The sequence below is a fragment of the Ruegeria sp. Ofav3-42 genome (assembly GCF_022347725.1).
GTDB lineage: Bacteria > Pseudomonadota > Alphaproteobacteria > Rhodobacterales > Rhodobacteraceae > Ruegeria.
Genome location: NZ_JAKRGB010000010.1, coordinates 176,886 through 202,779, shown reverse-complemented (window position 1 = coordinate 202,779; position 25,894 = coordinate 176,886). Strand labels below are relative to the sequence as shown.

The 25,894-nt window shown below is 59.6% G+C and carries 28 protein-coding genes; 13 read left to right on the top strand and 15 right to left on the bottom strand.

The features are described 5' to 3' along the window. From MHN28_RS15980 to MHN28_RS15950, 7 genes are all read left to right on the top strand, one after another. Window positions 1-230, top strand: a 230-nt coding sequence (locus MHN28_RS15980) for a hypothetical protein (protein ID WP_239343502.1), incomplete at its 5' end; no start/stop codon positions are given. A gap of 286 nt (window positions 231-516) precedes the next feature. Further along, entirely contained in the window at window positions 517-951 is a 435-nt protein-coding gene (locus MHN28_RS15975; RefSeq protein WP_239343500.1) for a hypothetical protein, read from the top strand. Then, window positions 948-1,613: a MotA/TolQ/ExbB proton channel family protein gene (locus MHN28_RS15970; RefSeq protein ID WP_239343498.1), complete on the top strand. Its 666-nt coding sequence runs from the start codon at window positions 948-950 to the stop codon at window positions 1,611-1,613. The genes MHN28_RS15975 and MHN28_RS15970 overlap by 4 nt, the downstream gene beginning before the upstream one ends. 31 nt (window positions 1,614-1,644) lie before the next feature. Then, on the top strand, window positions 1,645-1,971 hold the full coding sequence (locus MHN28_RS15965; RefSeq protein WP_239343496.1) for a biopolymer transporter ExbD: 327 nt from the start codon (window positions 1,645-1,647) through the stop codon (window positions 1,969-1,971). Next, window positions 1,968-2,345, top strand: a complete 378-nt coding sequence (locus MHN28_RS15960; RefSeq protein ID WP_239343494.1) for a biopolymer transporter ExbD — start codon at window positions 1,968-1,970, stop codon at window positions 2,343-2,345. Before MHN28_RS15965 ends, MHN28_RS15960 begins: the two co-directional genes overlap by 4 nt. After that, window positions 2,342-3,487: an energy transducer TonB gene (locus tag MHN28_RS15955; RefSeq protein ID WP_239343492.1), complete on the top strand. Its 1,146-nt coding sequence runs from the start codon at window positions 2,342-2,344 to the stop codon at window positions 3,485-3,487. Before MHN28_RS15960 ends, MHN28_RS15955 begins: the two co-directional genes overlap by 4 nt. Before the next feature lie 380 nt (window positions 3,488-3,867). Then, window positions 3,868-4,914 (top strand): porin, encoded by a 1,047-nt coding sequence (locus MHN28_RS15950; protein ID WP_239343490.1) that lies wholly within the window; start codon window positions 3,868-3,870, stop codon window positions 4,912-4,914. Between the two features lie 60 nt (window positions 4,915-4,974). On the opposite strand, the gene MHN28_RS15945 is transcribed toward MHN28_RS15950, so the two are convergent. From MHN28_RS15945 to MHN28_RS15925, 5 genes are read right to left on the bottom strand one after another with little or no spacing between them, the layout of a single operon-like run. Beyond that, window positions 4,975-5,517, bottom strand: coding sequence for a DUF3833 domain-containing protein (locus MHN28_RS15945; RefSeq protein WP_239343488.1), 543 nt, complete (start codon window positions 5,515-5,517; stop codon window positions 4,975-4,977). Further along, a complete protein-coding gene (locus MHN28_RS15940) occupies window positions 5,514-6,131 on the bottom strand; it encodes a DUF3833 domain-containing protein (protein WP_239343487.1) in 618 nt (205 codons plus the stop codon). Before MHN28_RS15940 ends, MHN28_RS15945 begins: the two co-directional genes overlap by 4 nt. Continuing rightward, complete coding sequence (locus MHN28_RS15935) at window positions 6,128-7,351, bottom strand: MFS transporter (RefSeq protein ID WP_239343485.1); 1,224 nt, start codon at window positions 7,349-7,351, stop codon at window positions 6,128-6,130. Before MHN28_RS15935 ends, MHN28_RS15940 begins: the two co-directional genes overlap by 4 nt. After that, a complete protein-coding gene (locus tag MHN28_RS15930; RefSeq protein ID WP_239343483.1) occupies window positions 7,351-7,896 on the bottom strand; it encodes a hypothetical protein in 546 nt (181 codons plus the stop codon). The genes MHN28_RS15935 and MHN28_RS15930 overlap by 1 nt, the downstream gene beginning before the upstream one ends. Continuing rightward, window positions 7,850-9,181 carry an NAD(P)/FAD-dependent oxidoreductase gene (locus MHN28_RS15925; protein ID WP_239343481.1) on the bottom strand — a complete coding sequence of 444 codons (1,332 nt, stop codon included), beginning with the start codon at window positions 9,179-9,181 and terminating at the stop codon, window positions 7,850-7,852. Before MHN28_RS15925 ends, MHN28_RS15930 begins: the two co-directional genes overlap by 47 nt. A gap of 228 nt (window positions 9,182-9,409) precedes the next feature. Between MHN28_RS15925 and MHN28_RS15920 the strand changes: the two genes are divergently transcribed. Continuing rightward, window positions 9,410-10,135 (top strand): SDR family oxidoreductase, encoded by a 726-nt coding sequence (locus MHN28_RS15920; RefSeq protein ID WP_239343479.1) that lies wholly within the window; start codon window positions 9,410-9,412, stop codon window positions 10,133-10,135. A gap of 3 nt (window positions 10,136-10,138) precedes the next feature. Here MHN28_RS15920 and MHN28_RS15915 read toward each other — a convergent pair whose 3' ends face one another. Then, window positions 10,139-11,791 (bottom strand): DNA polymerase Y family protein, encoded by a 1,653-nt coding sequence (locus MHN28_RS15915; protein WP_239343477.1) that lies wholly within the window; start codon window positions 11,789-11,791, stop codon window positions 10,139-10,141. Window positions 11,792-11,852: 61 nt separating this feature from the next. Continuing rightward, window positions 11,853-12,137: an I78 family peptidase inhibitor gene (locus tag MHN28_RS15910; RefSeq protein WP_239343475.1), complete on the bottom strand. Its 285-nt coding sequence runs from the start codon at window positions 12,135-12,137 to the stop codon at window positions 11,853-11,855. 130 nt (window positions 12,138-12,267) lie between these two features. Between MHN28_RS15910 and MHN28_RS15905 the strand changes: the two genes are divergently transcribed. Continuing rightward, window positions 12,268-13,380: an S-(hydroxymethyl)glutathione dehydrogenase/class III alcohol dehydrogenase gene (locus tag MHN28_RS15905; protein WP_170488149.1), complete on the top strand. Its 1,113-nt coding sequence runs from the start codon at window positions 12,268-12,270 to the stop codon at window positions 13,378-13,380. Window positions 13,381-13,443: 63 nt separating this feature from the next. Here the strand turns inward: MHN28_RS15905 and MHN28_RS15900 are convergent, their stop codons facing one another. The 3 genes from MHN28_RS15900 to MHN28_RS15890 all read right to left on the bottom strand — a co-directional run bounded on the left by MHN28_RS15900 (window position 13,444) and on the right by MHN28_RS15890 (window position 17,928). Next, a complete protein-coding gene (locus tag MHN28_RS15900; protein ID WP_239343473.1) occupies window positions 13,444-14,400 on the bottom strand; it encodes a DMT family transporter in 957 nt (318 codons plus the stop codon). Between the two features lie 147 nt (window positions 14,401-14,547). Continuing rightward, complete coding sequence (locus tag MHN28_RS15895; RefSeq protein ID WP_239343471.1) at window positions 14,548-14,961, bottom strand: group III truncated hemoglobin; 414 nt, start codon at window positions 14,959-14,961, stop codon at window positions 14,548-14,550. 48 nt (window positions 14,962-15,009) lie between these two features. After that, window positions 15,010-17,928, bottom strand: coding sequence for an error-prone DNA polymerase (locus tag MHN28_RS15890; RefSeq protein WP_239343469.1), 2,919 nt, complete (start codon window positions 17,926-17,928; stop codon window positions 15,010-15,012). A 109-nt stretch (window positions 17,929-18,037) separates the two neighbouring features. On the opposite strand from MHN28_RS15890, the gene MHN28_RS15885 reads away from it, so the two are divergent. Continuing rightward, window positions 18,038-18,502, top strand: coding sequence for a DUF1203 domain-containing protein (locus MHN28_RS15885; protein WP_239343467.1), 465 nt, complete (start codon window positions 18,038-18,040; stop codon window positions 18,500-18,502). Here MHN28_RS15885 and MHN28_RS15880 read toward each other — a convergent pair. Further along, the gene (locus MHN28_RS15880) at window positions 18,499-19,491 is read right to left on the bottom strand and encodes an ABC transporter ATP-binding protein (protein ID WP_239343512.1); all 993 of its coding nucleotides are present in this window, start codon (window positions 19,489-19,491) and stop codon (window positions 18,499-18,501) included. The two genes, MHN28_RS15885 and MHN28_RS15880, sit on opposite strands and share 4 nt — an antisense overlap. Before the next feature lie 87 nt (window positions 19,492-19,578). On the opposite strand from MHN28_RS15880, the gene MHN28_RS15875 reads away from it, so the two are divergent. Beyond that, window positions 19,579-19,755: a zinc-finger domain-containing protein gene (locus MHN28_RS15875; RefSeq protein ID WP_239343465.1), complete on the top strand. Its 177-nt coding sequence runs from the start codon at window positions 19,579-19,581 to the stop codon at window positions 19,753-19,755. A 7-nt stretch (window positions 19,756-19,762) separates the two neighbouring features. Here the strand turns inward: MHN28_RS15875 and MHN28_RS15870 are convergent, their stop codons facing one another. Beyond that, the gene (locus MHN28_RS15870; RefSeq protein WP_239343463.1) at window positions 19,763-20,254 is read right to left on the bottom strand and encodes a hypothetical protein; all 492 of its coding nucleotides are present in this window, start codon (window positions 20,252-20,254) and stop codon (window positions 19,763-19,765) included. A 27-nt stretch (window positions 20,255-20,281) separates the two neighbouring features. On the opposite strand from MHN28_RS15870, the gene polA reads away from it, so the two are divergent. Beyond that, on the top strand, window positions 20,282-23,086 hold the full coding sequence (polA, locus tag MHN28_RS15865; RefSeq protein ID WP_239343461.1) for a DNA polymerase I: 2,805 nt from the start codon (window positions 20,282-20,284) through the stop codon (window positions 23,084-23,086). Window positions 23,087-23,131: 45 nt separating this feature from the next. Here polA and MHN28_RS15860 read toward each other — a convergent pair whose 3' ends face one another. Together MHN28_RS15860 and MHN28_RS15855 are read right to left on the bottom strand one after the other, a co-directional pair. Beyond that, window positions 23,132-23,362 (bottom strand): DUF2798 domain-containing protein, encoded by a 231-nt coding sequence (locus MHN28_RS15860; protein WP_239343459.1) that lies wholly within the window; start codon window positions 23,360-23,362, stop codon window positions 23,132-23,134. A 79-nt stretch (window positions 23,363-23,441) separates the two neighbouring features. Further along, window positions 23,442-24,191, bottom strand: a complete 750-nt coding sequence (locus tag MHN28_RS15855; protein WP_239343457.1) for a hydroxypyruvate isomerase family protein — start codon at window positions 24,189-24,191, stop codon at window positions 23,442-23,444. A gap of 176 nt (window positions 24,192-24,367) precedes the next feature. On the opposite strand from MHN28_RS15855, the gene MHN28_RS15850 reads away from it, so the two are divergent. After that, complete coding sequence (locus MHN28_RS15850) at window positions 24,368-25,312, top strand: DMT family transporter (protein WP_239343455.1); 945 nt, start codon at window positions 24,368-24,370, stop codon at window positions 25,310-25,312. On the opposite strand, the gene MHN28_RS15845 is transcribed toward MHN28_RS15850, so the two are convergent. Then, a complete protein-coding gene (locus MHN28_RS15845) occupies window positions 25,309-25,887 on the bottom strand; it encodes a DUF1285 domain-containing protein (protein ID WP_239343453.1) in 579 nt (192 codons plus the stop codon). The two genes, MHN28_RS15850 and MHN28_RS15845, sit on opposite strands and share 4 nt — an antisense overlap. Window positions 25,888-25,894 lie beyond the last annotated feature (7 nt).

The following is a 25,894-nucleotide window of genomic DNA, read 5'->3' as shown; positions in this document are numbered from 1 at the left end:
TCAAAACAAACGCTTTCTGCGCGTCCGTAAATCTCGCTGCTTTCATCGCTTCCGTTCCTTTTCCCAGCAAAGGATTCGTCCCGGAAAACTCTAATCACAAATGGCAGGAAAATCGGGTTTCAGAGCAGACGGGTGGCATAAGTATCGCGGCAGGAGTGGATGGTTGCGCTCCCTTTTTCCGCAAGAACCCTCTTACTGGACGGACTCATGGTCGCTATGGCTTCCCGTAGATTCTTCACCACCTTGTCCATCGATATGAATGGTTGGGGCTGGTTGTGAAGGCTGGATAGAACGTCGTACTCCCAGTCACTGGTCGGCACAAAGATCGCCTTATGGGTCTTGTGGTTCCAGTTGTCGATGACCCTTTGTTGCAGGTCGATATGTGCCCCACAGGCCAATTTTCACAAAGGTGTCGGTCCCCCTTTCGCCAGTTCCCTGCATTTACTATGTGTAGCTGAACGCCAGCGGAGCTTCGCCGGCCCTTGATGTCCGCGTTGAACAATCGGGAGCGCGTCAATGTTGTTTCTCCGTCCGGCCCTTGCCGTACTATGTGTCTGTTCACTGCCGATGTCAGCGATGGCGCAGTCCCACGAGGATGCGACGGCAGGTCTTCTTCTGGAACTGAATACGGTACAGGATGTTGGTCAGGCATGCCGACTGACCTTTGTCGTCGAAAACCAAACTGGAACGGCAATCGACGAGGCCAGTTTTGAAACCGTGATTTTCGACGCCTCCGGTAGTGTGGTGAGCCTTTCGCTATTCAATTTCCGTGATCTCCCGGCGGACCGCCCGCGCGTGCGCCAGTTTGATTTGCCGGGCATGGAATGCAGTTCGGTCGGTCGGGCTCTGATCAACGGTACGAATACCTGCGTCGTGGCCGGGTCGGACAGTTCGGTATGTGATGACGGGCTGAAACTGCAAAGCCGGACAGATGTGGAGTTGATCGGATGAGCCCCTTGGAAGCGCTACGAGAAATCCTTGATCTTGGTGGGCCTGTCGTTGCGATCCTGATCGCGATGTCGGTCGTGACCGTCGCAGTCACGCTCTACAAGCTCTGGCAGTTCGCTGCATCGGGCGTTGGGCGTCACCGGGTGCTGTCGCAGGCGCTTGCGGCCTGGGACGCAGGTGATCCGCAGACCGCTCGTGCGCGGCTGGCTAAAAGCCACAGTTACCTTGCGCCCCTCGTTCAGGTCGCGATGGAGGCACCGGATACCCCCGGTCTGGACCAAAGGCTGGATGCCGAGGCCGGTCTGGCGCTTGCAGGGCTTGAACGCGGTTTTCGGCTACTGGACACGGTGGCACAGCTTGCGCCATTGCTGGGGTTGTTTGGCACAGTTCTTGGCATGATCGAGGCGTTCCGAAGCTTGCAGGCGGCGGGATCTTCGGTCGATCCCTCGCTGCTAGCGGGTGGTATCTGGGTGGCGCTGATGACGACGGCCGTGGGCTTGGCGGTGGCAATGCCGACCTCGATGGTTCTGTCCTGGTTCGAAAGCCGCACGGCGCGCGAGCGGGTGTTTGCGGACAAGGCACTGCGGACGATTTTGGTTCCGGGGCAGGCCGTTCCGCAAGCTGAAGACGCCACAACCATGGTGACCGCGCCCGGACATGCGTAACCCAGCCCCCTTTGTTCGGCGTCCTATGTCGATGACTCCGCTCATCGACGTAATATTCTTGCTGTTGCTGTTCTTCATGCTGTCCTCGACCTTTTCGAAATACGGCGAGATTGAATTGAGCAACGCAGTCGGCGGTGGCGCTGCCTCAGACGCAACTTCCGAGCGACTGTTTGTTCAGTTGGGACCGGAACGGCTGGTTCTTAATGGACAGGCCGTTACTTTGAATGATCTGGAAACACAGTTAGAGACCGGGCAGGTTCTGGTCAGTCTGGACCCCGACACAACGGCCCAACGTGTAATTGACCTGCTTGTCCGGCTGCGCGGGCGGGACGGGCTCAGCGTTCTGGTGCTGGAATGATCAAGTACCGTCGCCCCAAACGCAAACGCGACTCGACTATTGCTCTGATCAATGTCGTGTTCCTGATGCTGATCTTTTTTCTGATTACCGGTACGCTGGCCCCGCCATTAGACCCTGATCTGGAATTGGTGAACACGTCGGAACTTGAAGGGCGCGAACCGCCAAACGCGCTGGTTTTGCACAAGGACGGAACGCTGACCTTTCAGGGCATTCCAACCGACCCCGAAACCCATATGCTGGGGCGCAGATCGGAACCTGTGCGCATTGTTCCCGATCGGCAGGCACCCGGCCCCCGGCTGATCGAAGTAACCGGCGCATTGCGGCGTCTTGGGGCCACGTCGGTCCTGGTAGTGACTGAGAAAGCTCTGGAATGATCCGGACGTCGGCCATCATCGCAGCAGCGGCCATTCTGGTGTCGCTGATCCTGCACCTCATGGGTCTGAGCTATACCGGCCCGCGGCTGTCCAAAGACTTGCCGGGCAGCAGCGCGCCCGACGCGATTGAGCTGAGCACAACGTTCGAGGATCTTGCCGAGGTCGTCGCGGACCCTGTTGAGCCTGAACCGGCTGAGGCACCGGAACCGCCCTTGGAAACGCCGCCCGAAACGCCTGAAATCCCGGTCAGCGAGGCGCTTGTGGCATCTGATAACCCGCAACAGGTATCTGCACCGGATATCGGCGAGGCCGAAGTTGTGGACCCGGTTGCGACAGAGCCGGTCGAGCCGGATGCGGTGGACACCGACAACACTTCGGAGGGGGATGCCTCCGCCAGCGAAGCCGTGGACGAAACCCCTCCGCCAGAAACGGAAACTGCAACCGAAATTGCGGAGGGAGATCCGGACGCTGCCACAACCCTGCCCGAGGTCGCAACTGAGGTTCAGCCAGTGCCCCCCGAGCCGCAAGAGCTTGCCGCGCTGCCGGTCACGCCTTCGCCCGAAGCCGCTATTCCTGTTGTTCCGTTGGAAACCGAGGCCATCGATCCCGACACGCCCGTCGCACCGACCGAACCCGCGCCGGATCCCGACACCGCCGACGAAGGATCAAACCTGGCTGTGACGTCGTCAATCCGTCCTAGGGTTCCTGACAGGCGACCTACGCCAGAGCGGCAGGGGGTGCTGAGTGGGTCACGTGATTTTAGCGAACTGGCGTTCCCGGAAGAAATTGAATCGCCGCTTTATGCCTACAGGCGCGAAGGGTTGGATGCCTTCACATCCGGTAACAGCGGCAGCCGTTCGGGCGGGCGAGGTCCCGGAAATTCGGACACCACCAATTACGCCGGCAAAGTGTTGGTCCACCTGAACAGGGCGCCCGTGGTCTTTGTGTCCGCCCGGGGATTTGCCAAGGTCTTTTTTGAGATTAACCCTGACGGAACACTGGCCTGGGTCGACATCGTGGACAGTTCCGGATCGTCCGAAGTCGAGCGCGCTGCCAGGGCGCAGGTGCGGGCCGCATCACCGTTCCCGCTGCCGCCCGGAGGCGTCAGCCGCAAGCTGTCTTTCTTTTACACAAGCAATTGACCGGCGGGCCTCAGTTTCTCATTTGCGCTTAAAAACAGCTGTTTTCGGCAATAATCCGCCCGAATCTGCGCTTTGATGATGTGGGAGTTCACGCTGCGGGAAGTCTCAATTGTGGACATGTAAGATTTTTGGCATTTAAAGGGGTATCGTCGCATTTCTGTGATCAAATCTTTGTAACGAAACCCGGATGACTGCAAAAACGCACGTATTTACTCGGGAAATTGGGCCATCGGTCGTTTTCTGCATTTGCAAAGATGCAACAAGTATCCGCCCCGGCCGCAGAGGAATGCCGCGAAACCATTGCGTGTGCTCGGAAATTGTCCGAGTAGGCCAGCAGTCGCTTTGGCGGCTGCACTCCTCTCAAAACTTATGGGTTTACCATGAAAAAACTTCTCATTGCATCGACAGCGTTGGTCGCAACTGCAAGCGTTGCAGCGGCTGACGTACGCTTCAGCGGCTACGGCCGTTTTGGTATTGGCTACGAAGAAGACCGCTCGGGCGACGTTCCGAACTTCACAACTGTGAACGGTGAAGTTGTTCGCGGAAACAACGGCGTTGCCGATCCGAACGCAACTGCAGACGTCGACACCGACAACACCATCCTGGTCTCGCGCTTCCGTCTGAACATCGACGGTACTGCCGAAACCGATGGCGGCGTTGAGTTCCAGGCACGTGTTCGTCTGCAGGCTGACGACAATTCCGGCAACGGTGAGCAGAACCGTGCTGGCCTGAACGGCGCACGTTTCTCGGTCATCTACGGTGGTCTGCGTGTTGACGCCGGCAACGTTGCTGGTTCGTTCGACAACCTGGCAAACTACTTCGGTAACGAACCCGGCCTGGAAGAGTTTTTGGGTCAGTATTCGGGGGTGAACTACGAGTTCCTCGAATACACCTCGACCGGTTCGGGTGCCAACGCTGTGTTCTTCCAGTACGCAGTTGGCGACTTTGCTCTCGGCGCGTCCTACGACCAGGCAACCGTCGCACTTGATGGGGTTCCGCAGGATGCAGACCGTTGGGACATCAGCGCAACCTACACCTTCAACAACATCACCGCTGCTCTGGCCTACGGTCAGACCAAAGCGAACGTGAACAGCAGCAGCGAAAAGCAGTCGCTGACCGTTCTGACCCTGGGTGGTGAATGGGGTGACTTCTCGGGTACCCTGTTTGTTGCAGACGATGACGTTGTTGATGACGCAGAAAACGGTACTGCATACGGTCTGTCGCTGGCATACAACCTCGGCGCTGCAACCACCCTGCAGTTTGCATACGGTGACGGTTCGGCTGACAATGATGAGCGCAACATCGGTATCGGCGCCATCTATGACCTGGGCGGCGGTGCATCGCTGCGCGGTGGTATCGGCGAAATCAAAACGGGTGACGCAGACGGTCGCATCCGTGCTGACTTCGGTGCTCAGTTCAACTTCTAAGTTGATCTGAACCACAAGGTTCAAGGGCGGGTCTTCGGACCTGCCCTTTTTCGTGGTTGCTCACTTCTTTTCGAAGAACAGAATGACTTCTCCCAGCCGTACGCCGTAGCGCGAGACATAGGCCCGGTTCAGCAGGCGGTCATCTTTCAGCAGCCACATCCAGTCGTCGAAATTGACCCGCATGGTGCCATCTTTGATCGGCAGGTCGATCTTGTACTTCCAATTGAAGGTATCGCCCCGCTCGACGCCGGTAGCGGTGCCCAGAACGCCCGGGGCGGTGCCGGTCCACGTATCCTCGCCCGTTTTGGTCAGGGTCCAGATGCGTTGCTCGGTCGCGCCGTCATCGTAAACGAAGTCCTCGACAAGGGTCAGGGTCTCGCCATCCCAGGTGCCGTCGATGTCGACCGTGAAGCGGCGCGGTACGTTGCCAAGTACGTCCTGAAACTGACCGTAGGCGACGGTTTTGCCCTCAAAGAAGTCTTCGAGGTTCAGTTGCCTGTCAGAAAGGAAGGTTTTGGGAACCCTTGGTTTGGCCGAGCAGGCCGCTAAAGCCGCAAGACCGGCTAAGGCAATCGCTGAAATCAGAACCCGATGCGAAATCACTGCAGCGGCCTCTGTTCAGAATCCACGTCATAGCCGTTTGCGCCGTTCAGGTGTGCTTTTTTAACTTCGGGCGCGGGCCGCATGGTGGCGACCAGCTCGGCGACTTTGATGCCGAACTTGCGCATCTCGGACCGGTTCATGATCACACCGTTTTCGGTGAGGTACATCCAATCAGTGACGTCCAGAGTATGACCGCCAGCGTCTTTTGGCAGGATGATCCGGTAGGACAGTTTGACGGTTGAGCCTGATATCATTCCCTGACCTTCGCCCACGATGTCGTCTGCCATCGCAGTAAACGTATTGCCGGTGCCCAGCGTCAGGTACCACTTGCGCGTCATCTGTTTGCCGTTGGAATAAGTGAAATACTCGGCCAACGTGCCTTTGTTGCCGTCCCATTCCCCGACCATTCTGGCAACGAAGCTGTTCGTCACCTTGCCGTTTGGCCCATAGATCAGACCTTCGGACAGGATTTCTCCGTTCAGGTTTTCTTTCATGCGGAACGCAGGCCCTGTACTGGCGTAATCACTGGGGGACTGGGATCGGAAGCTTAAGAACCGGCCTTTGGCCGCAAGCAGCGCGAGGATGGCGAGCAGTATGATCAGTGTGATCGTCATTTGGCTGTGACCTCAGTTGGCAGCGTTAGAACCATTCCGAACGCGCCGAGTTTCAGGATGCAGGGCAGTACCGCATAAGCCAGGTTGAGTGTTTCCAGCGCCTGTGCGGAATTTGACTGTCCGGGGTTGAAGCCGCTGCGTTCGAGCAGGGGCAGAGTGAAAAAGGCCGCGAGCGCGAGACCCAGCTTTCCGGCAAAAGACCAGATGCCGAACGCGGCCGAAGCATTCAGGCCTGCGCGGGTCAGAACAACCGAGAACATCGCTGGCAGGACCACCATATCGGCCCCAAGCGCGGCCCCTGAGGCGAGGCAGATCACGGCAAAGCCCAGAAGCTCACCCGCAGGCAGTATTGCGGCCCCTATAAAGCTGGCAATGGACAGTGGCATGGCGATGATCAGAGTCTGTTTCGGGCCAATTCGATTGCTGAGCCTGGCCCAAAGCGGCACGCTGGCCCCGGCGCTGAGGAAAAACAGGATCAGCAAAGGACCGGCTTTGCCCGGCAATTGCAGCCTGTCCTCGACAAAGAACAGAAACAGGGTCGAAGTGATGGCGACCGGTAGGCTGTTCACCAAAGCCAGCGCCAGCAGGCGTAGTGCTCCGGCCTGACCGAGGCCTGAAAAGGACAGGCCATCGCCCGTGATCGGCGTGCGCCGCCACATCGGGAAGGTCAACATGATGGTCACAATGGCAAGAACGCCAAGGAATAGTCCGAATGCGGGATAACCCTGCGCTCCGGCTCCTAACGCGACGAATAGGGCAGGCGCGCTGGCGGCGATGACAACACCTGTCAATTGTCCGCCCTCGCGGAATGCGGCGAGCGTCATCAGCTCTTTCGCATCAGGTGTATTGGCCAGGGTGGCGCTGCGGCCATACAGCAGGATAGTCCCCAGACTATAAGCCGAAAACAGCAGGATCAGGATGAGGACCAGCGATGTAACGCTCGCACCCGCTGGCAGAGAGAAGAGCAAGGGAAAGCCAACCGCCAGCCCAAGCGACGCGGCAAAGGCAAACAACAATTGACCACCCGGCCAGCGGTCGATTGCCCAGCCAATCAGCGGGTCCTGCACCAGATCAACCAACCGGATCACCAGCAAAACCGTCCCCAGCACCCCTAGACTGATGCCAAGATTCACCGAGGCAAAGCGCGGCAAGTGAATATAGAGGGGTATGCCCGCCGCTGCGAGCATCAGCGCATAAAGGCTGACCCGGGGATACAGCATCACTGACCCTTCAATTGCCGCGTAAAGCTTGCGGATCTGGTGTTGTTCCCGAGGAAGATCGACATGAACGATTTTTTCACGCCCGGGTTGGTCAGAGTGCAGGTCTTGCGCCCGTTACGCCAGAACCCGACCGCGTTCGGTCCTTCCGATATGGCGAGGTAGCTGTCGCCTTTGCTGACGGCCTGAAAGCATTGCTCCAGCTGTGCCTGCGACGGCGCGCTATTGCCTTGCCGTTCTATCTCATCGAGTGTCGATTCAACCAACGCCTTCTGCTTCAGGTTTTTGCGGTAGGTCAGTTGCAGCCCGAAATTCTCGTTCCAGCTGAATGCCGCACCGTCTGGTGTGTAGAGCTTTGCGTCATAGATCGGCAGGCCCAAGTAGCGAAAGGTCGCTGATCCGCGAAGCTCGGCGTTTGGCAGTTGGTCCGTCACCGTTGACGCCGCCAGCCCGCCAGGGGCCAGCAAGGTCAGCGACAAAAGCGCTGCGCGCCAGATTCTGTTATTCGGCCGGGACAGGGATGGCCGGGTCTTTTGCAAGAGTGCCATTGTCAGCTCCGATGGTTTGCGGGGTGCCTTTCAAGCGCTCGACAACATGCATCGCGCTGGCAATCCCGTCTTCGTGAAAACCGTGCCGGTTATATGCGCCGGCAAACCACGTTCTGTTCTGTCCCTGCATTCCACGAATTTGCCCTTGTGCCTTTAGGGCTGCCTGATCGAACACCGGATGGGCAAACTCGACCTCGTCGTAGATTTTGTCCTTGGGAATATCTGCAGCGACATTGAGCGTCACAAACATCGGATCCGAATCTGGAATGTTTTGCAGCCGGTTCATCCAATAGGTGACCCCGACATTCCCGGCCTGCGAGCGATAGGTCCAGCTGGACCAACATGCGCGTCGTTTCGGCATCTGGCCCGGGTCGCAATGCAAAACGGCCTTGTTGGGTTGGTACTTGATCGCGCCCAGGGCGGATCTTTCCGCGACCGTTGCGCTATCACCCAAAATGGCCAGCGACTGGTCGGAATGGGTGGCGAGGATAATTTCATCATACAGGTCGACCTGCCCATCGCTGTGCACGGTGATCCCCAGTTCGTCACGCTGAATGTGTTGCACTGGCGAGGCTACGCGGATCTCGGAGCCACGACCGCGCAGGGCGGCCTCAATCCGGCGAACATATTCGATGCTGCCGCCTTTAACCGTCCACCACTGATGCTGCTTCGAGCGATCTCCGGCCAGCAGCGCGTGATTGCGGAAGAACTGCACCAGCGAGCGCGCCGGAAAGCGATCAATGAATTCGACTGGCGTCGACCAGATCGCCCCGCACATGGGCATCAGATAATTATGCCGGAACCAGTGGCCCAATCGCAACTCGTCGATCAACTCACCAATGGTCGTGTCATCATCCTTGGCTGCTTCGGGGGCTTCTTTCCCGAACCGAAGGATATCGGAGATCATCTTGTAATACGCCGGGCGCGCCAGATTGCGCTTTTGCGCGGTCAGGGTGCGCAGGTTATTCAATCCGTACTCGATGCGGCCATTGTCGATCGTGGCCCCAAAGCTCATCTCACTTTTGATGACCGGAACGTTCAGCTCGTCGAACAGCCGGGTGAGATTGGGGTAGGTGGCATAGTTGAACACGATGAAACCGGTATCTACCGGTTGATCCCCGTTCTTGCCAGCCATCACTGTTCGGGCGTGACCGCCAAGCCTTGGCTCGGCTTCATACACCGTTACATCGTGGTCTTCTGAAAGGTAGTAAGCTGCGGATAGACCTGAAATGCCTGCACCTACTATTGCGATTTTCTTACGTACGCCCCGTGGTTCGTCGAACATGTGATCCTCTTAGTGCGACATTTTACAGAGGATTACGCAGCGGGTCCGCATGCGGATCAATTATGTTGGTTTATTTTTCCTACGCTCTATAATTTGAAGGCTGGTCTGGATTTATTCGGCGCTGATGTGATCCGTCTTTGTCGCCACTCCGTAAAATCCTTAGCATGACGAATTTGACGCAACCCATGTCCCGGGCCGGTGGTCCCCGACATTCCGGATGACCAGAGCATGAGCAGTTTTGAGGGAAAAACCTATTGGATCGTCGGCGCCAGCGAAGGGCTGGGCCGCGCGCTGGCCGAGGCGTTGAGCCGTCAGGGCGCCACCCTGATCCTGTCGGCCCGCAATACCGACCGTCTGGCCGAGATCTGTGCGGCCCTGCCCAATGCAGAGGCCGTTCCCTGCGATGTGACCGATCTGGATTCGGTGCGTCGTGCTGCGGTTGAGGCCGGAGAGGTCGACGGGCTGGTCTACAACGCCGGGGCCTATGAGCCGATGCGCACGGGCGATTGGGATACCGAGGCAGTTTTGGCGATGACGGATGTGAATTACATCGGCGCGCTGCGAGTTCTCGGCGAGACGGTGCGCAGGTTCGTGCGTGCAGGCCAAGGGGATATCACGCTGATCGGGTCTCTGTCCGGCTATCGCGGTCTTCCTGCGGCGGTGGGCTACGCGGCCAGCAAGGCGGCGCTGATTTCATTGGCGGAAACCATGCGGCATGATCTGGCGGGCACTGGCGTGACGGTTCGGATCGTCAATCCGGGTTTTATCAAGACGCGCCTAACCGAGAAAAACAACTTCAAGATGCCGATGCTGATGACACCCGAAGATGCGGCGGATCGGGTGGTCAAGGCATTGTCGCGCCGTCGCTTCCGCACCGATTTCCCGGCGCCGTTTTCCTGGGTGATCCGGCTGATCGATTTTCTGCCGGATTTTCTGGTTTATCGCGGTAAATAGACTCTAACCAAACTGCCCCTGACAGAACCAGCCAGCCGACATGGTGCCGCCATGGCCGTAGAACAGCCATAGCCGCTCACCCTGTTCGGTCACCACCACCCAGTAATCGCGCACGCCGCTGCGCCAGTTGGGGTCGTCCAGCCACCACTCCGGTGCGATGCGTTCCGGGCCGGTGGCCTGCGCCAGTTGCCAGTCGCGCCCGCGCCAGCGAAAGGCGCTTGGAACATCCGGGGTTTCCGGTGCCATGACCGGCTCGGGCTGCCACATCTGCAAGGGCCGGGGGCGCGGCGGGGCAGGCCAGTCGCGCGCGGGTTCCGACCATGCGGCGGCCAGCGTTTGCGCCGTCTTTTCGGGGATATGAGAGGCCGCCGGATGACGCCTTGTGATCGCCTCCAAGCCCACCCGCGCACCCAGTTTGCCGATCAGGTCATCCACGGCCGTATTGCCCGCCAGCCGGTCACGTACAGCGCGGCTGGCCTCAGCATGGCCAGCCATGGTGCGGGCATGGATGGGTTCGGTCTGCACCGCCTCAAGTCGCAGCATGTCGATGCCATAGCCGGCATCAATCTTGTCAATTTTCATCTCTAACAAAGGGCGAATGCGGTGTTTGTCATGGGTTGGACGGGCCAGGCCGACCTCGACAATCTCAGCCGCCTGATCGGCGCGATGCGCCTCAATTCGCAGGGTGCGGACGCCGCGGCCTTTCTCCTCAAGCTTCGTGCAAAGCGTAGGCAGAACCCGGTCGATGGCGGCCATCACGTCCTCGATCAAACCGATGGGATTGGGCAGTGTCATCCGTACCGCAAAGTGATGCGGCGGACGGGCGGGTGAAACCGGCTCGGGCGCGCTGCCCATCGCCTGATCCAGCCGCAGCACCAGCCCCCGCCCGAACCGCCGTGCCAAACTGGCGCGCGGCTGGCCCAGCAGATCGCCGATCCGGCGCAGACCCAGGCGGTTCAGTTGCGCCACGATTTGATCCTCAAGCCGCAGCGCTGTGATGGGCAGGGGGCTGAGCGCGCCATAAGACTGCCCCGGCGCTGCGATCCGCGCGCCACCGCCCAGGGCCATCACCTGCGGCGCGGCCCCGCCTTTGGTCCAGTGTCGCCGCTTGCCCGCCCGGGCGCGGGTGGCGCGGGCCTCCTGACTGATGGCGTCGCCGTTGCGGTCGGATGTGGCCTCTTGCCCCGCATAGCGCGCCAGTGCCCATGCGGCCCCCAGCGTGTCCGCGATGCCCATCTGCACGCTAAGCCCCATATCGGCGCAGTCGGTTTCGAGGACGCTCAGCAGGGTTTCCTCACCACCGAACAGATGCGCACAACCCGACAGGTCGACGATCAGCCCATCCGGAGCCTCTTCGGCCACCCATGGGCTGAACTTGCCCGCCCAGCGGCGTAGTGCGGTCAGGAACGCGGCTTCGGCCGGGGCGTTGCGAGGGCGGGTGATCAGGTTGGCGCACATGGCATGGGCGTCGCGCACCGGCTGGCCGACGCGCAGCCCGGCGGCCTGAGCTTCGGCGTTCAGAGAGGTGACCACCTGCATGTTCGCCTGCTCGGCTACCACGGCCAAAGGACCGGCATGCAGGCCCCGTGCGGCGCGGACCAGCCGTTCAGCCCCCAGACGGGGGAACCATAGCGAGAGTATTCGGCGTTTGGGCATCAGCAGACATCAAAATGTTCCCACTTTGTTCTTACCGCAGAATCAACGCCTGAGTCCACGCTTACCCGCAGGTCAGGCGCTGAATGTTCCCCGATCCGGTTACATAGACGTTCAGGCGGTCGATGCGGTAATCCTGTGTGGCAATGTCATCGGGGCCCAGAACACGCGACCGTTCGGGCAACTGGGCCTGAATGGTCGAAACCGGCTGACCAATGGAATCCGCAAAAGCTTCACCCTGACAAAAGGCCAGATCAACCGGGGCGTCCGTCGAAGTCGGCGTGTCGACAGGCGCAGTTGTCTCGGCGCAGGCTGCCAGCAGGACCAGAGCTGGAATAAATCGGTGCATTGGCGTTTCTCCTTCTGACAATGTCGTTACTGCAATATCAAACAATTAGCCAACCTGTCACCAAAGCGCAGTTGAAAATGCCCTGCAATTGACGCAGGGTCGGGGCAAATAAGACAGGGAGACAACGACCATGCGTACCCGTGCCGCCGTCGCCGTTCAGGCGGGCAAACCTTTGGAAGTGATGGATGTGAACCTCGAAGGCCCCAAGGCGGGCGAGGTTCTGGTCGAAATCAAAGCCACCGGCATTTGCCACACCGATGAATTCACCCTGTCGGGTGCTGACCCGGAGGGGCTGTTCCCGGCCATTCTGGGCCATGAAGGCGCAGGCGTGGTGGTCGAGGTCGGCCCGGGCGTAACAAGCCTGAAGCCCGGCGATCACGTGATCCCGCTCTACACCCCGGAATGCCGTGAGTGTGAATACTGTCTGCACCCCAAGACCAACCTGTGTCAGGCGATCCGCGAAACGCAGGGCAAGGGCCTGATGCCCGATGGCACCTCGCGTTTCTCGACACTGGATGGCGATCCGATCCTGCACTACATGGGCTGCTCGACCTTCTCGAACCATACAGTTCTGCCTGAGATCGCGTTGGCCAAAGTGCGTGAGGACGCGCCCTTTGACAAGATCTGCTATATCGGCTGCGGCGTGACCACCGGCATCGGAGCCGTCATCAACACAGCCAAGGTCGAGATCGGCAGCCGCGCCATTGTGTTTGGTCTGGGCGGCATCGGCCTGAACGTGATTCAGGGCCTGCGTCTGGCCGGAGCCGATCAGATCGTCGGCGTCGACCTGAACCCCTCGAAGGTCGAGATGGCCACCAAGTTCGGCATGACCGATTTCGTGAACCCCAAAGAGGTCGAAGGCGATCTGGTTCCCTATCTGGTCAACCTGACCAAGGGCGGTGCGGATTACACCTTTGACGCCACCGGCAATGTCGGCGTGATGCGTGACGCGCTGGAGTCGGCGCACAAGGGCTGGGGTGAGTCGATCATCATCGGCGTGGCACCTGCAGGGGCCGAAATCTCGACCCGTCCGTTCCAGCTGGTCACCGGCCGTTCCTGGCGCGGTACCGCGTTCGGCGGCGCGCGTGGTCGGACCGACGTGCCGAAGATTGTCGACTGGTACATGGAAGGGAAGATCGAGATCGATCCGATGATCACTCACACCATGGGTTTAGATGATATCAACCATGGTTTTGACCTGATGCACAAAGGCGAGAGTATCCGGTCTGTGGTCGTTTACTGACCGGAAACAGGCCCTAAATAGTTAAAAACAGCTCTATCGGCGCGCTTTCCTGAGCGCGCCGTTTCAGTTTTTCGCGTCTGTATTTCTGTTGGGTCTAGCCGATGCCCCCGTGTCGACCCGTGGCGAGCGCACGCGCAGAACCGGTTTGTTGGGGGAAACATCTGCACGGCTTTCCCGCCAGACGACAAATACGCCTGACGCAATGATGATGCTTGCACCCACCGCGACCCAAACATCCGGGCGTTCGCCAAAGAAAACCATACCAAAGATCGTGGCCCAGATGATCTGGCTGTACTGGCTGGGGGCGACAACACCGGCGGGCGCTGCGCGATAGGCCAGGATGATCAGGTGTTGTGCGATGACGGAGAACAACCCCACCAACGCCATCATCGCCAGATGCAGCAGGGACGGGGGTTGGTACACGGCGGGTTGCGCGGCGCTCATGACGACGATCGCCAGAAGCATCGGGTAGAGGATCAGGACAGCGGAGCGCTCTTCATTCCCGATTTTGCGCACCAGAACCGACCCGAACGCGCTGCAGAATGCAGCCGTCAGCGCAGCCAGATGGCCCAGAGTGATCTCAGTCGTGCCCGGGCGCAGCACGATCAAAACGCCGATCAGGCCGACGCCGACGGCCGCCCATCGCTGAGCACGCACGACCTCGCCCAATATCGGAATCGACAGGACAGTGACGATCAGGGGGAAAGAGAATAGCAGCGAATAGACCTCGGCCAGTGGCAGGACCGAAAAGGCGTAAAACGCGCAGGTCATCGCCGTCACCACAAGGGCTGAGCGTAACATCACCAGCCAGGGGTGATGCGGGCGGAAGTTGCTGGGTGTCCGGTCGGCCAGCATGGAAACCGCCATCGGCACAAAGGAAAACAGTGTCGCGAAAAAGATGATCTGCATCACCGAATAGCTGGCACCCAGCGCCTTGATCAGGGCGTCATGGCTGGCAAAGACGGCAAAGCCCACAAACGCGTAGCCAAGTCCCCGAAGGGTGGAGTTCTGAGTGCTCATCGCTGCGGCCTCGGGTGATGTGTCGGTGTTGTGACATGCCACCACATCGCGGGCGCTGCGGCTGGCTTGCCTTTGAGTAAACCCATTTTGACGGCGCGCATAGCCCCTAATTTACCGCTAACATCGCATGGCCGCTATGATGCGGGATCATCGCAGGATCGGCGGTGCATCCTTGGGTTGGCGCGCTGATTGGACGCCGGCCTTCATCCCCACACCGATACGCCGGGCCAGAGCGACCCATGGGGTCGCGGTTTCCGGGGGCAGTGTCTGGGTCGCGACCTCTTCGAACAGGTCCAGCCAGTGGGCGAAGAATTCGGGTTTCACATCGGGCCGTTCGATATGCACGCGCTGAGGATTGCCGTCATAGCTGCGCTCGAACAGGATGGCGTTGCGCCAGAAGGCGGCGATCTTTTCCTCATGCGCGGGCCAGTCGTCGACATGTTTGTTGAAGACCGGCCCCAGTATCGCGTCCTCGCGCACACGGGCGTAAAACGCGCGGACCTGGGCGTTGATCTGGTCTGGCATTGCAGGAAAGCGCGGAGGTAGGGTGGGTCTGGTCATTACGGGTCCGATTTCGACTCTGTTCTGGGCGGATACCCGGTTCAGGCGTCAGGCAACAGGCGTGGTTTTGTCGCGCTGCTCGGGCGTCAGCAGATGCCGCAGCAGGGCTACCGGATGCGCCTTGAGGCTGAGGCGGGTGGCGACATAGTCCTCGACCACCTGCTCACCCAATGTCATCCGGGGCAGATAGGCTTCGGGTTCATTCAGCGCTTCGCCCTCCAGATCCTGCGAGAACAGGGGCAGAGGCTTAGCAGTCGCAATTGCCTTGGCCTGCCACAACGCCTCGCGTCGGGTCAGGTCGCAGGCGGCGAAGGCATCGGCCTCGGCCAGCCGCTCAATCACCGATGGCCCCAGTCCAGCTCGGCGCCAGACATCATCGACCTGATGGTAACCGTTGCCGCGTGCTGCGGTGAGCCAGCTGGCGTCTTCCTCGCTGAGGCCCTTGATCTGGCGAAAACCCAGCCGCAGGGCCAGCCCGCCATGGCCGTCGGGCTCCATCACATTGTCCCAGAAGCTGGCATTGATGCAGATCGGGCGCACCTGAACGCCGTGTTCGCGCGCATCTCGCACGATTTGCGCCGGGGCGTAGAAGCCCATCGGCTGCGAGTTCAGCAGCGCGCAGGCGAAAATGCCGGGATGGTGGCATTTGATCCAGGCCGAGGCATAGACAAGCAGCGCAAAGCTGGCCGCGTGGCTTTCGGGGAAGCCATAGGACCCAAAACCTTCGATCTGCGAGAAACAGCGCTCGGCGAAGTCATCGTCATATCCGTTGCGCTTCATCCCGCGCAGGAACAGGGCGCGGAATTCGCTGACATTGCCGTGTTTCTTGAACGTCGCCAGCGACCGCCGCAACCGGTCCGCCTGTTCCGGGGTGAAACCCGCGCCGACAATGGCGATCTGCATCGCCTGTTCCTGAAACAGCGGCACGCCCAGTGTTTTGCCCAGCACCTCGCCCAGTTCGTCCGAGGGAAAGCTGACCTCTTCTTCTCCGTTGCGGCGGCGGATATAGGGGTGGACCATGTCACCCTGAATGGGTCCGGGGCGGATGATGGCGACCTCGATCACCAGATCATAGAAATTACGCGGCCGCATCCGGGGCAGGAAGTTCATCTGTGCACGTGATTCCACCTGAAACACGCCCACTGAGTCTGCCTTGCACAGCATGTCATAGACCGTGGGGTCCTCGGGCGGCAGGGTCGCCAGCGTATAACTGGTCTGGTGGTGCTGACCGATCAGATCGAACGCTTTGCGGATACAGGTCAGCATCCCGAGGCTGAGCACATCGACCTTGAGGATGCCCAGCGAGTCGATGTCATCCTTGTCCCAGCAGATGACCGTACGGTCTTCCATTGTGGCGTTTTCGATGGGAACAAGTTCGTCCAAGCGCCCCTCGGTAATAATGAATCCGCCCACGTGCTGAGACAGATGTCGAGGGAAACCGTCGATCTCATAGACCAGCATTAGAGTCTGTTTCAGGCGGCGATCCTCGGGGTCGAGGCCAATCTCGCGCATGCGCTGCGCTTCCAGACCATCGGCCGAAAAGAACCCCCAAAGCTGCGAAGACAGCGCTGAGATGGTGTCTTCGGTCAGGCCCATGGCGCGACCAACCTCGCGGATGGCGCGTTTGCCGCGATAGTGTACGACCGTGGCGCAGAGGCCTGCGCGTTCGCGGCCATAGCGGTCGTAGATGTGCTGGATCACCTCTTCGCGCCGTTCATGTTCGAAATCGACGTCGATATCGGGCGGCTCGTCGCGCGCCTCGGAGACGAAGCGTTCGAAGACCATCGTACCCATCTCGGGGCTGACCTCGGTGATGCCGAGGCAGAAGCAGACCACCGAATTGGCTGCCGAGCCGCGCCCCTGGCAGAGGATATTGCGGGACCGGGCGAAATGGACGATGTCGCGGACGGTCAGGAAGTAGGGTTCGTATTTCAGCTTGCCGATGAGCGCGAGCTCATGCGCCAGCATCTTTTGCGCCTTCTCCGACGCGCCCGCCGGATAACGCCATTTCAACCCTTCCTGCGCCAGCCGATGCAAGCGCTGGGTCGGAGTTTCTTGTTCGCTGCCCTCGCTTGGATATTCATAACGCAGCTCGTCAAGCGAGAAGGTGAGTTGTTCGCTGAGCGCATGGGCGCGGGCAACGGCACCCTCATGACCTTTGAAGATGCGCAGCATCTCGGGTTCCGAGCGCAGGCGTTGTTCCCCATTGGCCAGTGCGTCCCGGCCCAGATCGTCGACCTTACGGCGCAGGCGAATTGCAGTCAGGACGTCGGCCAGCTTGCGGCGGGTGCCGTGATGCATCAGCGGTGTGGCACTGGCGAGGGTGGAGATGCCAAGTTCCTTTGATTCAGTCTCTAATAAAGAGAAATAGGCAGTATCTGCACCATCATACCGGGGGTGCATCAACAGGTGCATCCGTCCGGCAAAGCGGCGCGTCAACTGTTGCGCCTGTGTTCGCCATGCGCTCGCGCCGCCAGGAGACCGGTTCGCTTGTGGCCAGAGCAGCAGGTGCAGGCCGTCGGAGAATTCCAGGAGGTCTGACAGGTGCAGGATGCAGTCGCCTTTCTCGGCGCGCAGGCGGCCCTTTGACAAGATGCGGCATAGGTTGGCCCAGCCCTGCCGGTTCAGAGGCAGGGCGGTGACGGTAGGCGCGTCGGTGAAGATCAGCCGCGCCGCCGGGATCAGGCGTGGCACCGTTTGGATCGGGTAAGAGGGCGGTTTGGGGATGTGATCGGGGTAGGGCGGGCCTATGGACGTGTTCTGCGCCTCCCACTCCAACCGTTCGCGGACCTTGCGGGCGATCTCGCGCCCCTGCGTATGGGCGCGGACAATCCCGGCGACCGAGTTGTCATCGGCAATCGCAATGGCGGGCAGGCCCAGGGTGACGGCACGCTCCATATACTCCTCAGGGTGAGAGGCCCCGGTGAGGAAGGTGAAATTCGACGTGATCGATAGCTCGGCATACATGGCGATTCCATATTATATTCACGTTTTGTTCTTTTTCGAGTCCTTTCCGCAGGAAACGGGTCGCGCGGGCCGGGGCACATGGGCATGGTCACGAAAAAGGAGACCTGAGATGTTCAAGATCACTGCCCTACCCACAGAAGAGGTGCGCGCACTGCAGGCGGGCGGCCCGGATGCTTATGGCGCGGCACCAGAGCGCGCCGTTTCGAAAGGTGCAGGCAATCCCTGCCGTCATTGTCTGCAGAACATCCCCGAAGGCGCTGAGATGTTGATATTGGCACATCGGCCTTTTTTAGAGTCACATCCCTATGCCGAAACCGGCCCGATCTTTCTGTGTGCCAAGCCATGCCACCGGTATGAGGGCGACGGGATGCCTGAGATTCTGACCACTTCACCGGACTACCTGATCAAAGGCTATGGCGAGGATGACCGGATCGTGTATGGCACCGGTGCAATAACGCCTACGGATCAGATCGGTGCGGCGGTCCGCGATATATTTGCCCGAGCGGACGTCGCCTATATCCACGTACGGTCTGCGCGGAACAACTGCTATCAGGCGCGGGTTGATCGCGCCTAAAGTTTGACCCGATGCATTCCCCGGTGCGGCTGATCCTGATCACCCGCCAGGAGGTCCTCGGCTCGGCTGGAGGTCAGTTCGAGGAACACATCCTCAAGATCCGCTTCCTCGGTGCGGACGTCGCGAATGCGGATATTGGCGGAACGTACGGCTTCAAGCACCCGTTCGGCACTGGTCAGGGTGCTGCGGTATTGCAGCACAAGGTTGCCATCGTCGCGCAGGGTGGCCTCGACGCCGTCGGTGGCGGGCAGATCAGAAATGGGGCCGTCGGGAACAATGACCATGGTACGGCTATCCATACGAGACAGCAGATTGCTGGTGCTGTCTTGCGTCACCTTCTCACCGTGGTTGATGATGGCGATCTCGTCACACATCTCCTGCGCTTCTTCCAGGTAGTGGGTCGTCAGGATGATGGTCATGCCCCGTTCGTTCAGCTTGCGCACGTTGGTCCACAGCATCTGACGCAGCTCAATGTCGACCCCCGCAGTGGGTTCGTCCAGCACCAGAATCTTGGGATGATGCACGAGGGCCTTGGCCAACAGCAAGCGCCGTCGCATGCCGCCCGACAGGGTGCGGGCATAGGCCTCGGCCTTGTCTCTGAGACCTACCAGTTCGAGGATTTCGTCGCTGCGGCGCTGCGCCTTGGGCACGCCATAAAGCCCTGCCTGAACTTCTAGCGCGCCGCGCGGAGTGAAAAATGGGTCAAGGTTCAGTTCCTGTGGCATGACGCCAATCGAAGCACGAGATTGGCGGGGATTTCGGTCCTGATCGAAGCCCCAGATCGAAACACTGCCAGCCGATTTCACCACCAGACCCGCCAGGATGTTGATCAGGGTCGACTTACCGGCCCCGTTCGGACCCAGCAGACCAAAGACCGACCCACGCGGAATCGTCAGATCGATGCCCTTCAGCGCCTGTTTCTCGGGCTGCCCCTTGCCGCCACGATAGGTCTTGCGCAGTCCTTCGATCCTGATTGCCGCATCTGCCATGTGGCTCTTGCCCCCGGTTTGCTCATCGCTCATAAACGCACCTAATGCATGCCCGCGAGGCCGACAACCAGTGAAGGATCGCCAGCCGTGACTATCGAAGCGCCGGAAACCCAGATCGTCGAAACCGCCCGTGTCGCCTGTGACGGTGGCGAGGGTGCATTGGGCCATCCGCGCGTCTGGTTGCAGATCCCCGAGGATGCCGGTTGGGTCGAATGCCCCTATTGTGACTGCAAATATGTTCTGAAGGGCAGGGAACAGGGTTGATCGCCCGTCAGGCACCGGGTTTGGTAAAACTCTGACAGAGCGCGCCTGCATCGACGTCGCCGTATTTGGTGATCAGGAACTGATCGACATTGGCGCCGGACCAAACGTGAAATGTCTCGCCATTGCTAAGTTTGCCCAAACCGCTGGCCGTGCCGGTTTCCGGGTGCTGGTAGGTGAAAAAGGCACGCCCGGTCAGCCCATTATCGCATTCAAGCGTGGCTTCCCCAAAGCCGAGACTTCCGTTTGCCGTCCACTCGCCATTGCACCCGAAATCAGCACTGGTGCGCCCGGCGTGGGTGCCGCTTCCCCAGCCAATGGCGCGACCTGTGAAACAGATACCGCTACTCCCCAAACATGCCAGTATCGGCGCGCAGTTGGAGGTGCTGCTATGTGTGCCAACGCAGTCGGATGGCAGTTTCGGGCCTGCCAATACAGTTGTTGCCATGAGAGTGATTGCGGTTGCGGGCGCGATGACCGATAAAACGTGCAGACTGAACATGACCACGATCTTATGAGGCGCACCAGCATGAGCAAGAGCGAATTCGGAAAAGGGTGCCACCTGCATCTGATCGACGGATCGGCCTTTATCTTTCGGGCTTATCACGCGCTGCCACCGCTGACGCGGAAATCGGACGGGTTGCCGATTGGCGCCGTTTCGGGGTTCTGCAACATGCTGCAGAAATATGTCGAGGGGAACGCGGGGCCGGACGCGCCGACTCATGTGGCGGTGATCTTTGACAAGGGTTCGCACACCTTCCGCAACGACCTTTACGATCTTTACAAAGCCAACCGCGAGGCGATGCCCGAGGATCTGCGCCCGCAGATGCCGCTGACCCGCGAGGCGACCAAAGCGTTCAACATCGCCTGTAAAGAGCTTGAGGGCTATGAGGCCGACGACATCATCGCCACGCTGGCCGTTCAGGCGCGTGACGCGGGCGGGCGTGTGACCATCGTGAGTTCTGACAAAGACCTGATGCAGTTGGTTGGCGGCGGCGTGGAAATGCTGGATGCGATGAAGAACAAGCGCATCGATCGCGATGGGGTGGTTGAGAAATTTGGCGTCGGGCCAGAGCGGGTGGTCGATGTTCAGGCTTTGGCCGGCGATTCTGTGGATAACGTGCCGGGGGCTCCGGGGATTGGAATCAAGACGGCGGCCCTGTTGATCAACGAATACGGCGATCTGGAAACGCTGCTGGACAATGCCGAAAAGATCAAACAACCCAAGCGCCGCCAGACCCTGATCGAAAAGCGTGACCAGATCGAACTGTCGAAGAAACTCGTGCAGTTGGACGAAAACACACCGCTGGACTTCACGCTGGACGATCTTGAGGTGAAAGATCCCGAGCCGGATACTTTGTTGGGCTTTCTGGCCGATATGGAGTTTCGCACGCTCACCAAGCGGATCGCAGACAAGTTGGGAGCCGAAGCCCCGGTGATTGCAGACGCGCCCGCACCTGCGGCTGAAGTGGTCGAGGCCGAAGTAATCCCGTTCGACGCGTCCAAATATGACTGCGTGCGGGATGCGGCGGCGCTGCAGAAATGGATCGATCAGGCCTATGAGCGCGGCTGGATCGCGGTTGATACCGAAACCACCGGACTGAACGAAATGATTGCCGATCTGGTGGGCATTTCGCTGTCGGTTGAGCCGGGTGAAGCCTGCTATATCCCACTGACCCACCGCGACGGCGCAAGCGACGATCTGTTCGGCTCGGATGCGCTGGCCGAAGGGCAGATGCCGCTGGATGAGGCTCTGACACTGCTGAAACCGATGTTCGAGGACCCGTCGATCCTGAAAATCGGGCAGAACATGAAGTATGACGCCAAGATTTTTAAGCGGTATGGGGTATCCGTCGCGCCGATCGACGACACGATGCTTATGTCTTACGCGATGCACGGCGGTGAGCATGGCCACGGTATGGACACGCTGTCCGAGCGGTATCTGAGCCATACGCCGATCCCGATCAAACCGCTGCTGGGAACAGGCAAATCCGCCATCACCTTCGACAAGGTTCCGATTGATGAGGCAACGGCCTATGCAGCGGAGGATGCGGATATCACCCTGCGCCTATGGAAGCTGTTCAAGCCGCAATTGCATCAGGTACAGGTGACGACGGTTTACGAGACGCTCGAGCGCCCGCTGGTGCCGGTTCTGGCCCAGATGGAAATGTATGGCATCAAGGTCGACCGCGACGTGCTGAGCCGGATGTCGAACGCCTTTGCGCAGAAAATGGCCGGATTAGAGGCTGAAATCCACGAGTTGGCGGGTGAAAATTTCAACGTCGGATCACCCGCGCAGCTGGGTGAGATCCTGTTCGACAAGATGGGTTTGGAAGGCGGCAAGAAGGGAAAAACCGGGAAATATTCAACCGGGGCGGATATCCTCGAGGATCTGGCGACCGAGCATGAGTTGCCGCGCCGGGTGCTGGACTGGCGGCAACTGTCCAAGCTGAAATCGACTTACACGGATGCGCTGCAGACCCACATCAATCCGGATACGGGGCGCGTGCATACGTCTTATTCGATCACCGGTGCGAATACGGGCCGTTTGGCCTCAACCGATCCGAACCTGCAGAACATCCCGGTGCGCACCGAAGAAGGGCGGCGCATTCGTGAGGCGTTCATTGCCGAGCCGGGGAACGTGCTGGTCAGCCTCGACTACAGCCAGATCGAGCTGCGGATTCTGGCGCATATTGCCGATATCCCTGCATTGAAACAGGCTTTTGCGGACGGGTTGGACATTCACGCCATGACCGCCTCCGAGATGTTCGATGTGCCGCTGGACGAGATGACGCCAGATATCCGCCGTCAGGCCAAGGCGATCAACTTTGGTGTGATCTACGGTATCTCGGGCTTTGGCCTTGCGCGCAACCTGCGCATCCCGCGCGCCGAGGCGCAGGGGTTCATCGACCGGTATTTCGAACGCTTCCCAGGTATTCGCAGTTATATGGACGACACAGTCGCCTTCGCCAAAGAGCATGGCTATGTGCAGACGTTGTTCGGGCGCAAAATCCATACGCCCGAGATCAACGCCAAGGGGCCGCATGCGGGGTTCTCGCGTCGGGCGGCGATCAACGCGCCGATTCAAGGAACGGCGGCGGATGTGATCCGGCGCGCGATGGTGCGAATGCCGGATGCGATCAACGGGCTGCCTGCAAAGATGCTGCTGCAAGTACACGACGAATTGCTTTTCGAAGTGGCCGAAGACTCCGTGGATCAGGTGATCGACGTCGCACGCAACGTGATGGAGGGTGCCTCTGACCCGGCGGTGAAGCTGGACGTGAAGCTGAGCGTGGATGCAGGACAAGGCGCCAATTGGGCCGAGGCGCATTAAGGGCGGCGCTGCTCATCAGGCCCGGCGGGCCATCTTCGCACCGGGTCAGCCCTGCGGTCTGACCCACCCTTCGACCATGCGTTTTACGGTTGGACCAAGCGTCAGGATCACCGCAAATGCGATGGGCCAGCAAAAGGCCCATGAGGCCATCCAGTCACCAAGCGTGCCAGGGCCAAACCCGATCGCTTTGACCGTGGCTATACCGGTTACGATACAGGACATCAGGCCAGACATGATCAGGCCAAACACGGCGTGGGCAAAGCGGGCTGGGATCATTTCAGGCATCCTCAAAGTCGCGACGCTTCGGTTTTAGATATTTTCGGGCTAATTGCCAGCCGGAATAGGTGAATTGCCGTCACATCCAGCCCAGTGACTGTACTGTCCGCGGGGTGGACGGAGTGTATTCGGCACTGACCCAACCGGAATAGCCCGAGGCCTTCATCGCATTGAAAAGATGTGTGAAGTCTGTCGATCCGCGCCCCGGTTCGGACCGGTCGGGCGCTGCTCCGATCTGGGCGTGCACGACGTTTGGGTAGAACTTCTCCCAAACTGATAACGCGTCACCGTGGATCATATGGGCGTGGAAGCTGTCATATTGCAGGCCAACATTCGGGCGGTCCACGCGGTCCAGAACTTCGAGCGCCAGATTATAATCGTTGAGAAAATAGTCCGGCTGAGACACAGGGTTGAGCGGTTCAATCGTGAACTGCTGTTGCGGTGCATGGTCAGCCGCCCATTGCAGGTTCCGCACCATACAGTCAAAAGCATCCGGCCCAGCGGAATAGCCTGACATGATGTGGATCAGTTCAGGGCGCAGGACTTCGGCATATCGCAGAACGCGGTGGATATCTGATTGAAACCGTGCCTCTCCACCGGGGATGGCCGCATAACCGGGGTCGCCGCCCGTGTAATTGGGCGGCGGCGCATTGATCAGAACCAGATCGAGCCCGCTGGCCAGCAGAGCACGTTGAGTTTCCTTTGCGGCCAGTTCGTAGGGGAACAGAATCTCGACCGCCTTGAACCCGGCATCTGCTGCGGCCTGAAACCTGTCCAGGTAGGGAAGTTCGGCAAAGAGCAGAGATATATTCGCTGCGAATTTTGGCATTGGTGGCCTTTGGATAGCTGATAGGCCGACCTTATCCGCGAGGCAATTTCAGCGAAAGAGACTGAAAACGACAGTTTGTCGAAATTCGACCAGATCGCGCCGATTGAATCAGAGAGGTTCATCACAACACGGCGAATCATTTCAACTGCGCCGTGCCAACAGAAGGTTTGATCACGATGGCGATGAGCCCAGACCCCGTGCGCGGGAACACTCTTTCTGCGCCTGCAGGACAGAGTTCTGCATTGTCCGGCAACGGCTTGGCAGTGGCGTCGATGCTGACATGGGCAGCCGGTTTTCCGGCAGCCGAGGTGCTGTTGCAGACGTGGCCTCCGGTGGCCTTGCTGGCCGCGCGGCTGGCATTGGCCGTTGTTGTCATGCTGCCGCTCTGGATGTTGATCGATGGTCCGCGCCGCGTCGTGTCCGCGCGCTGGGGGCACGCGATGCTGGTCGGGGGATTTGGGCTTGGGTCGGGCATGTTCCTGATGATCTTGGCGCAAAAGCTGACCGACCCGGTGACGGTGGCGATCATCGCCTCATGCGCGCCGTTGATGGCCACGCTGCTTGAACTGGCAGCGGGAACGCGTCGGCTGAAGTGGAACTTTGCTCTGGGCGTGCTTGTCTCGATTGTCGGCGGTTTGATCGCCACCAGCGCTCTGGCACCAGCCCAGCTGGGGATGGGGGCGGCCTGCGCCGTTGCATCAACCGCTTTGTTCTGCTGGGCCAGCATGGCGACGGCCCGGGATTTCCCTGAGTTAAGCCAGACCGGGCGCACAACGATCACCTTTGTCGGGGGACTTGTCATGGCGACACTGATGATACTGGGGGCAACGCAAGTTGGCATGGATGTGATGCCTGCGACCCCGTTTGACCTCCAACAGGCGGGGATGCTGGTCATCTACGCGCTTGTTGCAATGGGCCTAAGCCAGGTTTTGTTCATTGCGTCGATCGGCAGGCTGGGTGTTGCGCTGTCGTCCTTCCACATCAACATCGCGCCCTTTTACGTGATGTTGATCATGCTGGTGCTGGGTGAAGAGTGGAACTGGACCCGGGCGCTGGGCGCCGGGATCGTCGCAATGGCCGTTCTACTGGCGCAAGAGCGCCGATCCGCGCAGTCCGCCTAATCCGGCAAATCATCCGATCGGATAAGCGGGAAAAACTGCCCGCTGGACCAGACGCCGAACCAGCCGTCCTTGTGCGTGGCGATGTCCACAAGCCGGTAAAAGCTTTTGCGATCTATCCGCGCCTCAAGGTTTGCGCGAACCAATACATAGAGAGATGGCTCATCTGTCTCGGGATCAATGACAATCCGGATCAGGTGGTCAGGCCCTGCAATCGCTGTATCGCCGACATGGGTCGTGAAAGTCAGGGTTTGCGCTTGCCCTTCACCGTTCGCATCGAAATCTACCGCGATAAAGGGCGCATCTTCGACGGTGATTCCCACCTTCTCGACCGGGGTCACCAGATAGTATTTTCCGTCTTCTTTCTTAAGAATTGAGGAAAAAAGCTTCACAAGCTCGAACCGGTTGATGGGCGATCCTAAGTAAGTCCAAGTGCCATCTTTTGCGATCTTGATGTCCAGATCGCCGCAAAACGGAGGATTCCATAGGTGAACAGGGGGTAAACCCCTGGTTTTGGCCGCCTTGACCGAGGCCGCCAGCCCGTCCGGAGAGGGTGTCACAGGTTTTTGTCCGCTCATTGCTTTT

Excerpts from the sequence above, each read along its gene's own strand:
- MHN28_RS15975 (WP_239343500.1), top strand. The coding sequence starts at position 517 with ATGTTGTTTCTCCGTCCGGCCCTTGCCGTACTATGTGTCTGTTCACTG.
- MHN28_RS15970 (WP_239343498.1), top strand. The coding sequence starts at position 948 with ATGAGCCCCTTGGAAGCGCTACGAGAAATCCTTGATCTTGGTGGGCCT.
- MHN28_RS15965 (WP_239343496.1), top strand. The coding sequence starts at position 1,645 with ATGACTCCGCTCATCGACGTAATATTCTTGCTGTTGCTGTTCTTCATG.
- MHN28_RS15960 (WP_239343494.1), top strand. The coding sequence starts at position 1,968 with ATGATCAAGTACCGTCGCCCCAAACGCAAACGCGACTCGACTATTGCT.
- MHN28_RS15955 (WP_239343492.1), top strand. The coding sequence starts at position 2,342 with ATGATCCGGACGTCGGCCATCATCGCAGCAGCGGCCATTCTGGTGTCG.
- MHN28_RS15950 (WP_239343490.1), top strand. The coding sequence starts at position 3,868 with ATGAAAAAACTTCTCATTGCATCGACAGCGTTGGTCGCAACTGCAAGC.
- MHN28_RS15940 (WP_239343487.1), bottom strand. The coding sequence starts at position 6,131 with ATGACGATCACACTGATCATACTGCTCGCCATCCTCGCGCTGCTTGCG.
- MHN28_RS15935 (WP_239343485.1), bottom strand. The coding sequence starts at position 7,351 with ATGCTGTATCCCCGGGTCAGCCTTTATGCGCTGATGCTCGCAGCGGCG.
- MHN28_RS15930 (WP_239343483.1), bottom strand. The coding sequence starts at position 7,896 with ATGGCACTCTTGCAAAAGACCCGGCCATCCCTGTCCCGGCCGAATAAC.
- MHN28_RS15925 (WP_239343481.1), bottom strand. The coding sequence starts at position 9,181 with ATGTTCGACGAACCACGGGGCGTACGTAAGAAAATCGCAATAGTAGGT.
- MHN28_RS15920 (WP_239343479.1), top strand. The coding sequence starts at position 9,410 with ATGAGCAGTTTTGAGGGAAAAACCTATTGGATCGTCGGCGCCAGCGAA.
- MHN28_RS15915 (WP_239343477.1), bottom strand. The coding sequence starts at position 11,791 with ATGCCCAAACGCCGAATACTCTCGCTATGGTTCCCCCGTCTGGGGGCT.
- MHN28_RS15910 (WP_239343475.1), bottom strand. The coding sequence starts at position 12,137 with ATGCACCGATTTATTCCAGCTCTGGTCCTGCTGGCAGCCTGCGCCGAG.
- MHN28_RS15905 (WP_170488149.1), top strand. The coding sequence starts at position 12,268 with ATGCGTACCCGTGCCGCCGTCGCCGTTCAGGCGGGCAAACCTTTGGAA.
- MHN28_RS15900 (WP_239343473.1), bottom strand. The coding sequence starts at position 14,400 with ATGAGCACTCAGAACTCCACCCTTCGGGGACTTGGCTACGCGTTTGTG.
- MHN28_RS15895 (WP_239343471.1), bottom strand. The coding sequence starts at position 14,961 with ATGACCAGACCCACCCTACCTCCGCGCTTTCCTGCAATGCCAGACCAG.
- MHN28_RS15890 (WP_239343469.1), bottom strand. The coding sequence starts at position 17,928 with ATGTATGCCGAGCTATCGATCACGTCGAATTTCACCTTCCTCACCGGG.
- MHN28_RS15885 (WP_239343467.1), top strand. The coding sequence starts at position 18,038 with ATGTTCAAGATCACTGCCCTACCCACAGAAGAGGTGCGCGCACTGCAG.
- MHN28_RS15880 (WP_239343512.1), bottom strand. The coding sequence starts at position 19,491 with ATGGCAGATGCGGCAATCAGGATCGAAGGACTGCGCAAGACCTATCGT.
- MHN28_RS15870 (WP_239343463.1), bottom strand. The coding sequence starts at position 20,254 with ATGTTCAGTCTGCACGTTTTATCGGTCATCGCGCCCGCAACCGCAATC.
- polA (WP_239343461.1), top strand. The coding sequence starts at position 20,282 with ATGAGCAAGAGCGAATTCGGAAAAGGGTGCCACCTGCATCTGATCGAC.
- MHN28_RS15860 (WP_239343459.1), bottom strand. The coding sequence starts at position 23,362 with ATGATCCCAGCCCGCTTTGCCCACGCCGTGTTTGGCCTGATCATGTCT.
- MHN28_RS15855 (WP_239343457.1), bottom strand. The coding sequence starts at position 24,191 with ATGCCAAAATTCGCAGCGAATATATCTCTGCTCTTTGCCGAACTTCCC.
- MHN28_RS15850 (WP_239343455.1), top strand. The coding sequence starts at position 24,368 with ATGGCGATGAGCCCAGACCCCGTGCGCGGGAACACTCTTTCTGCGCCT.
- MHN28_RS15845 (WP_239343453.1), bottom strand. The coding sequence starts at position 25,887 with ATGAGCGGACAAAAACCTGTGACACCCTCTCCGGACGGGCTGGCGGCC.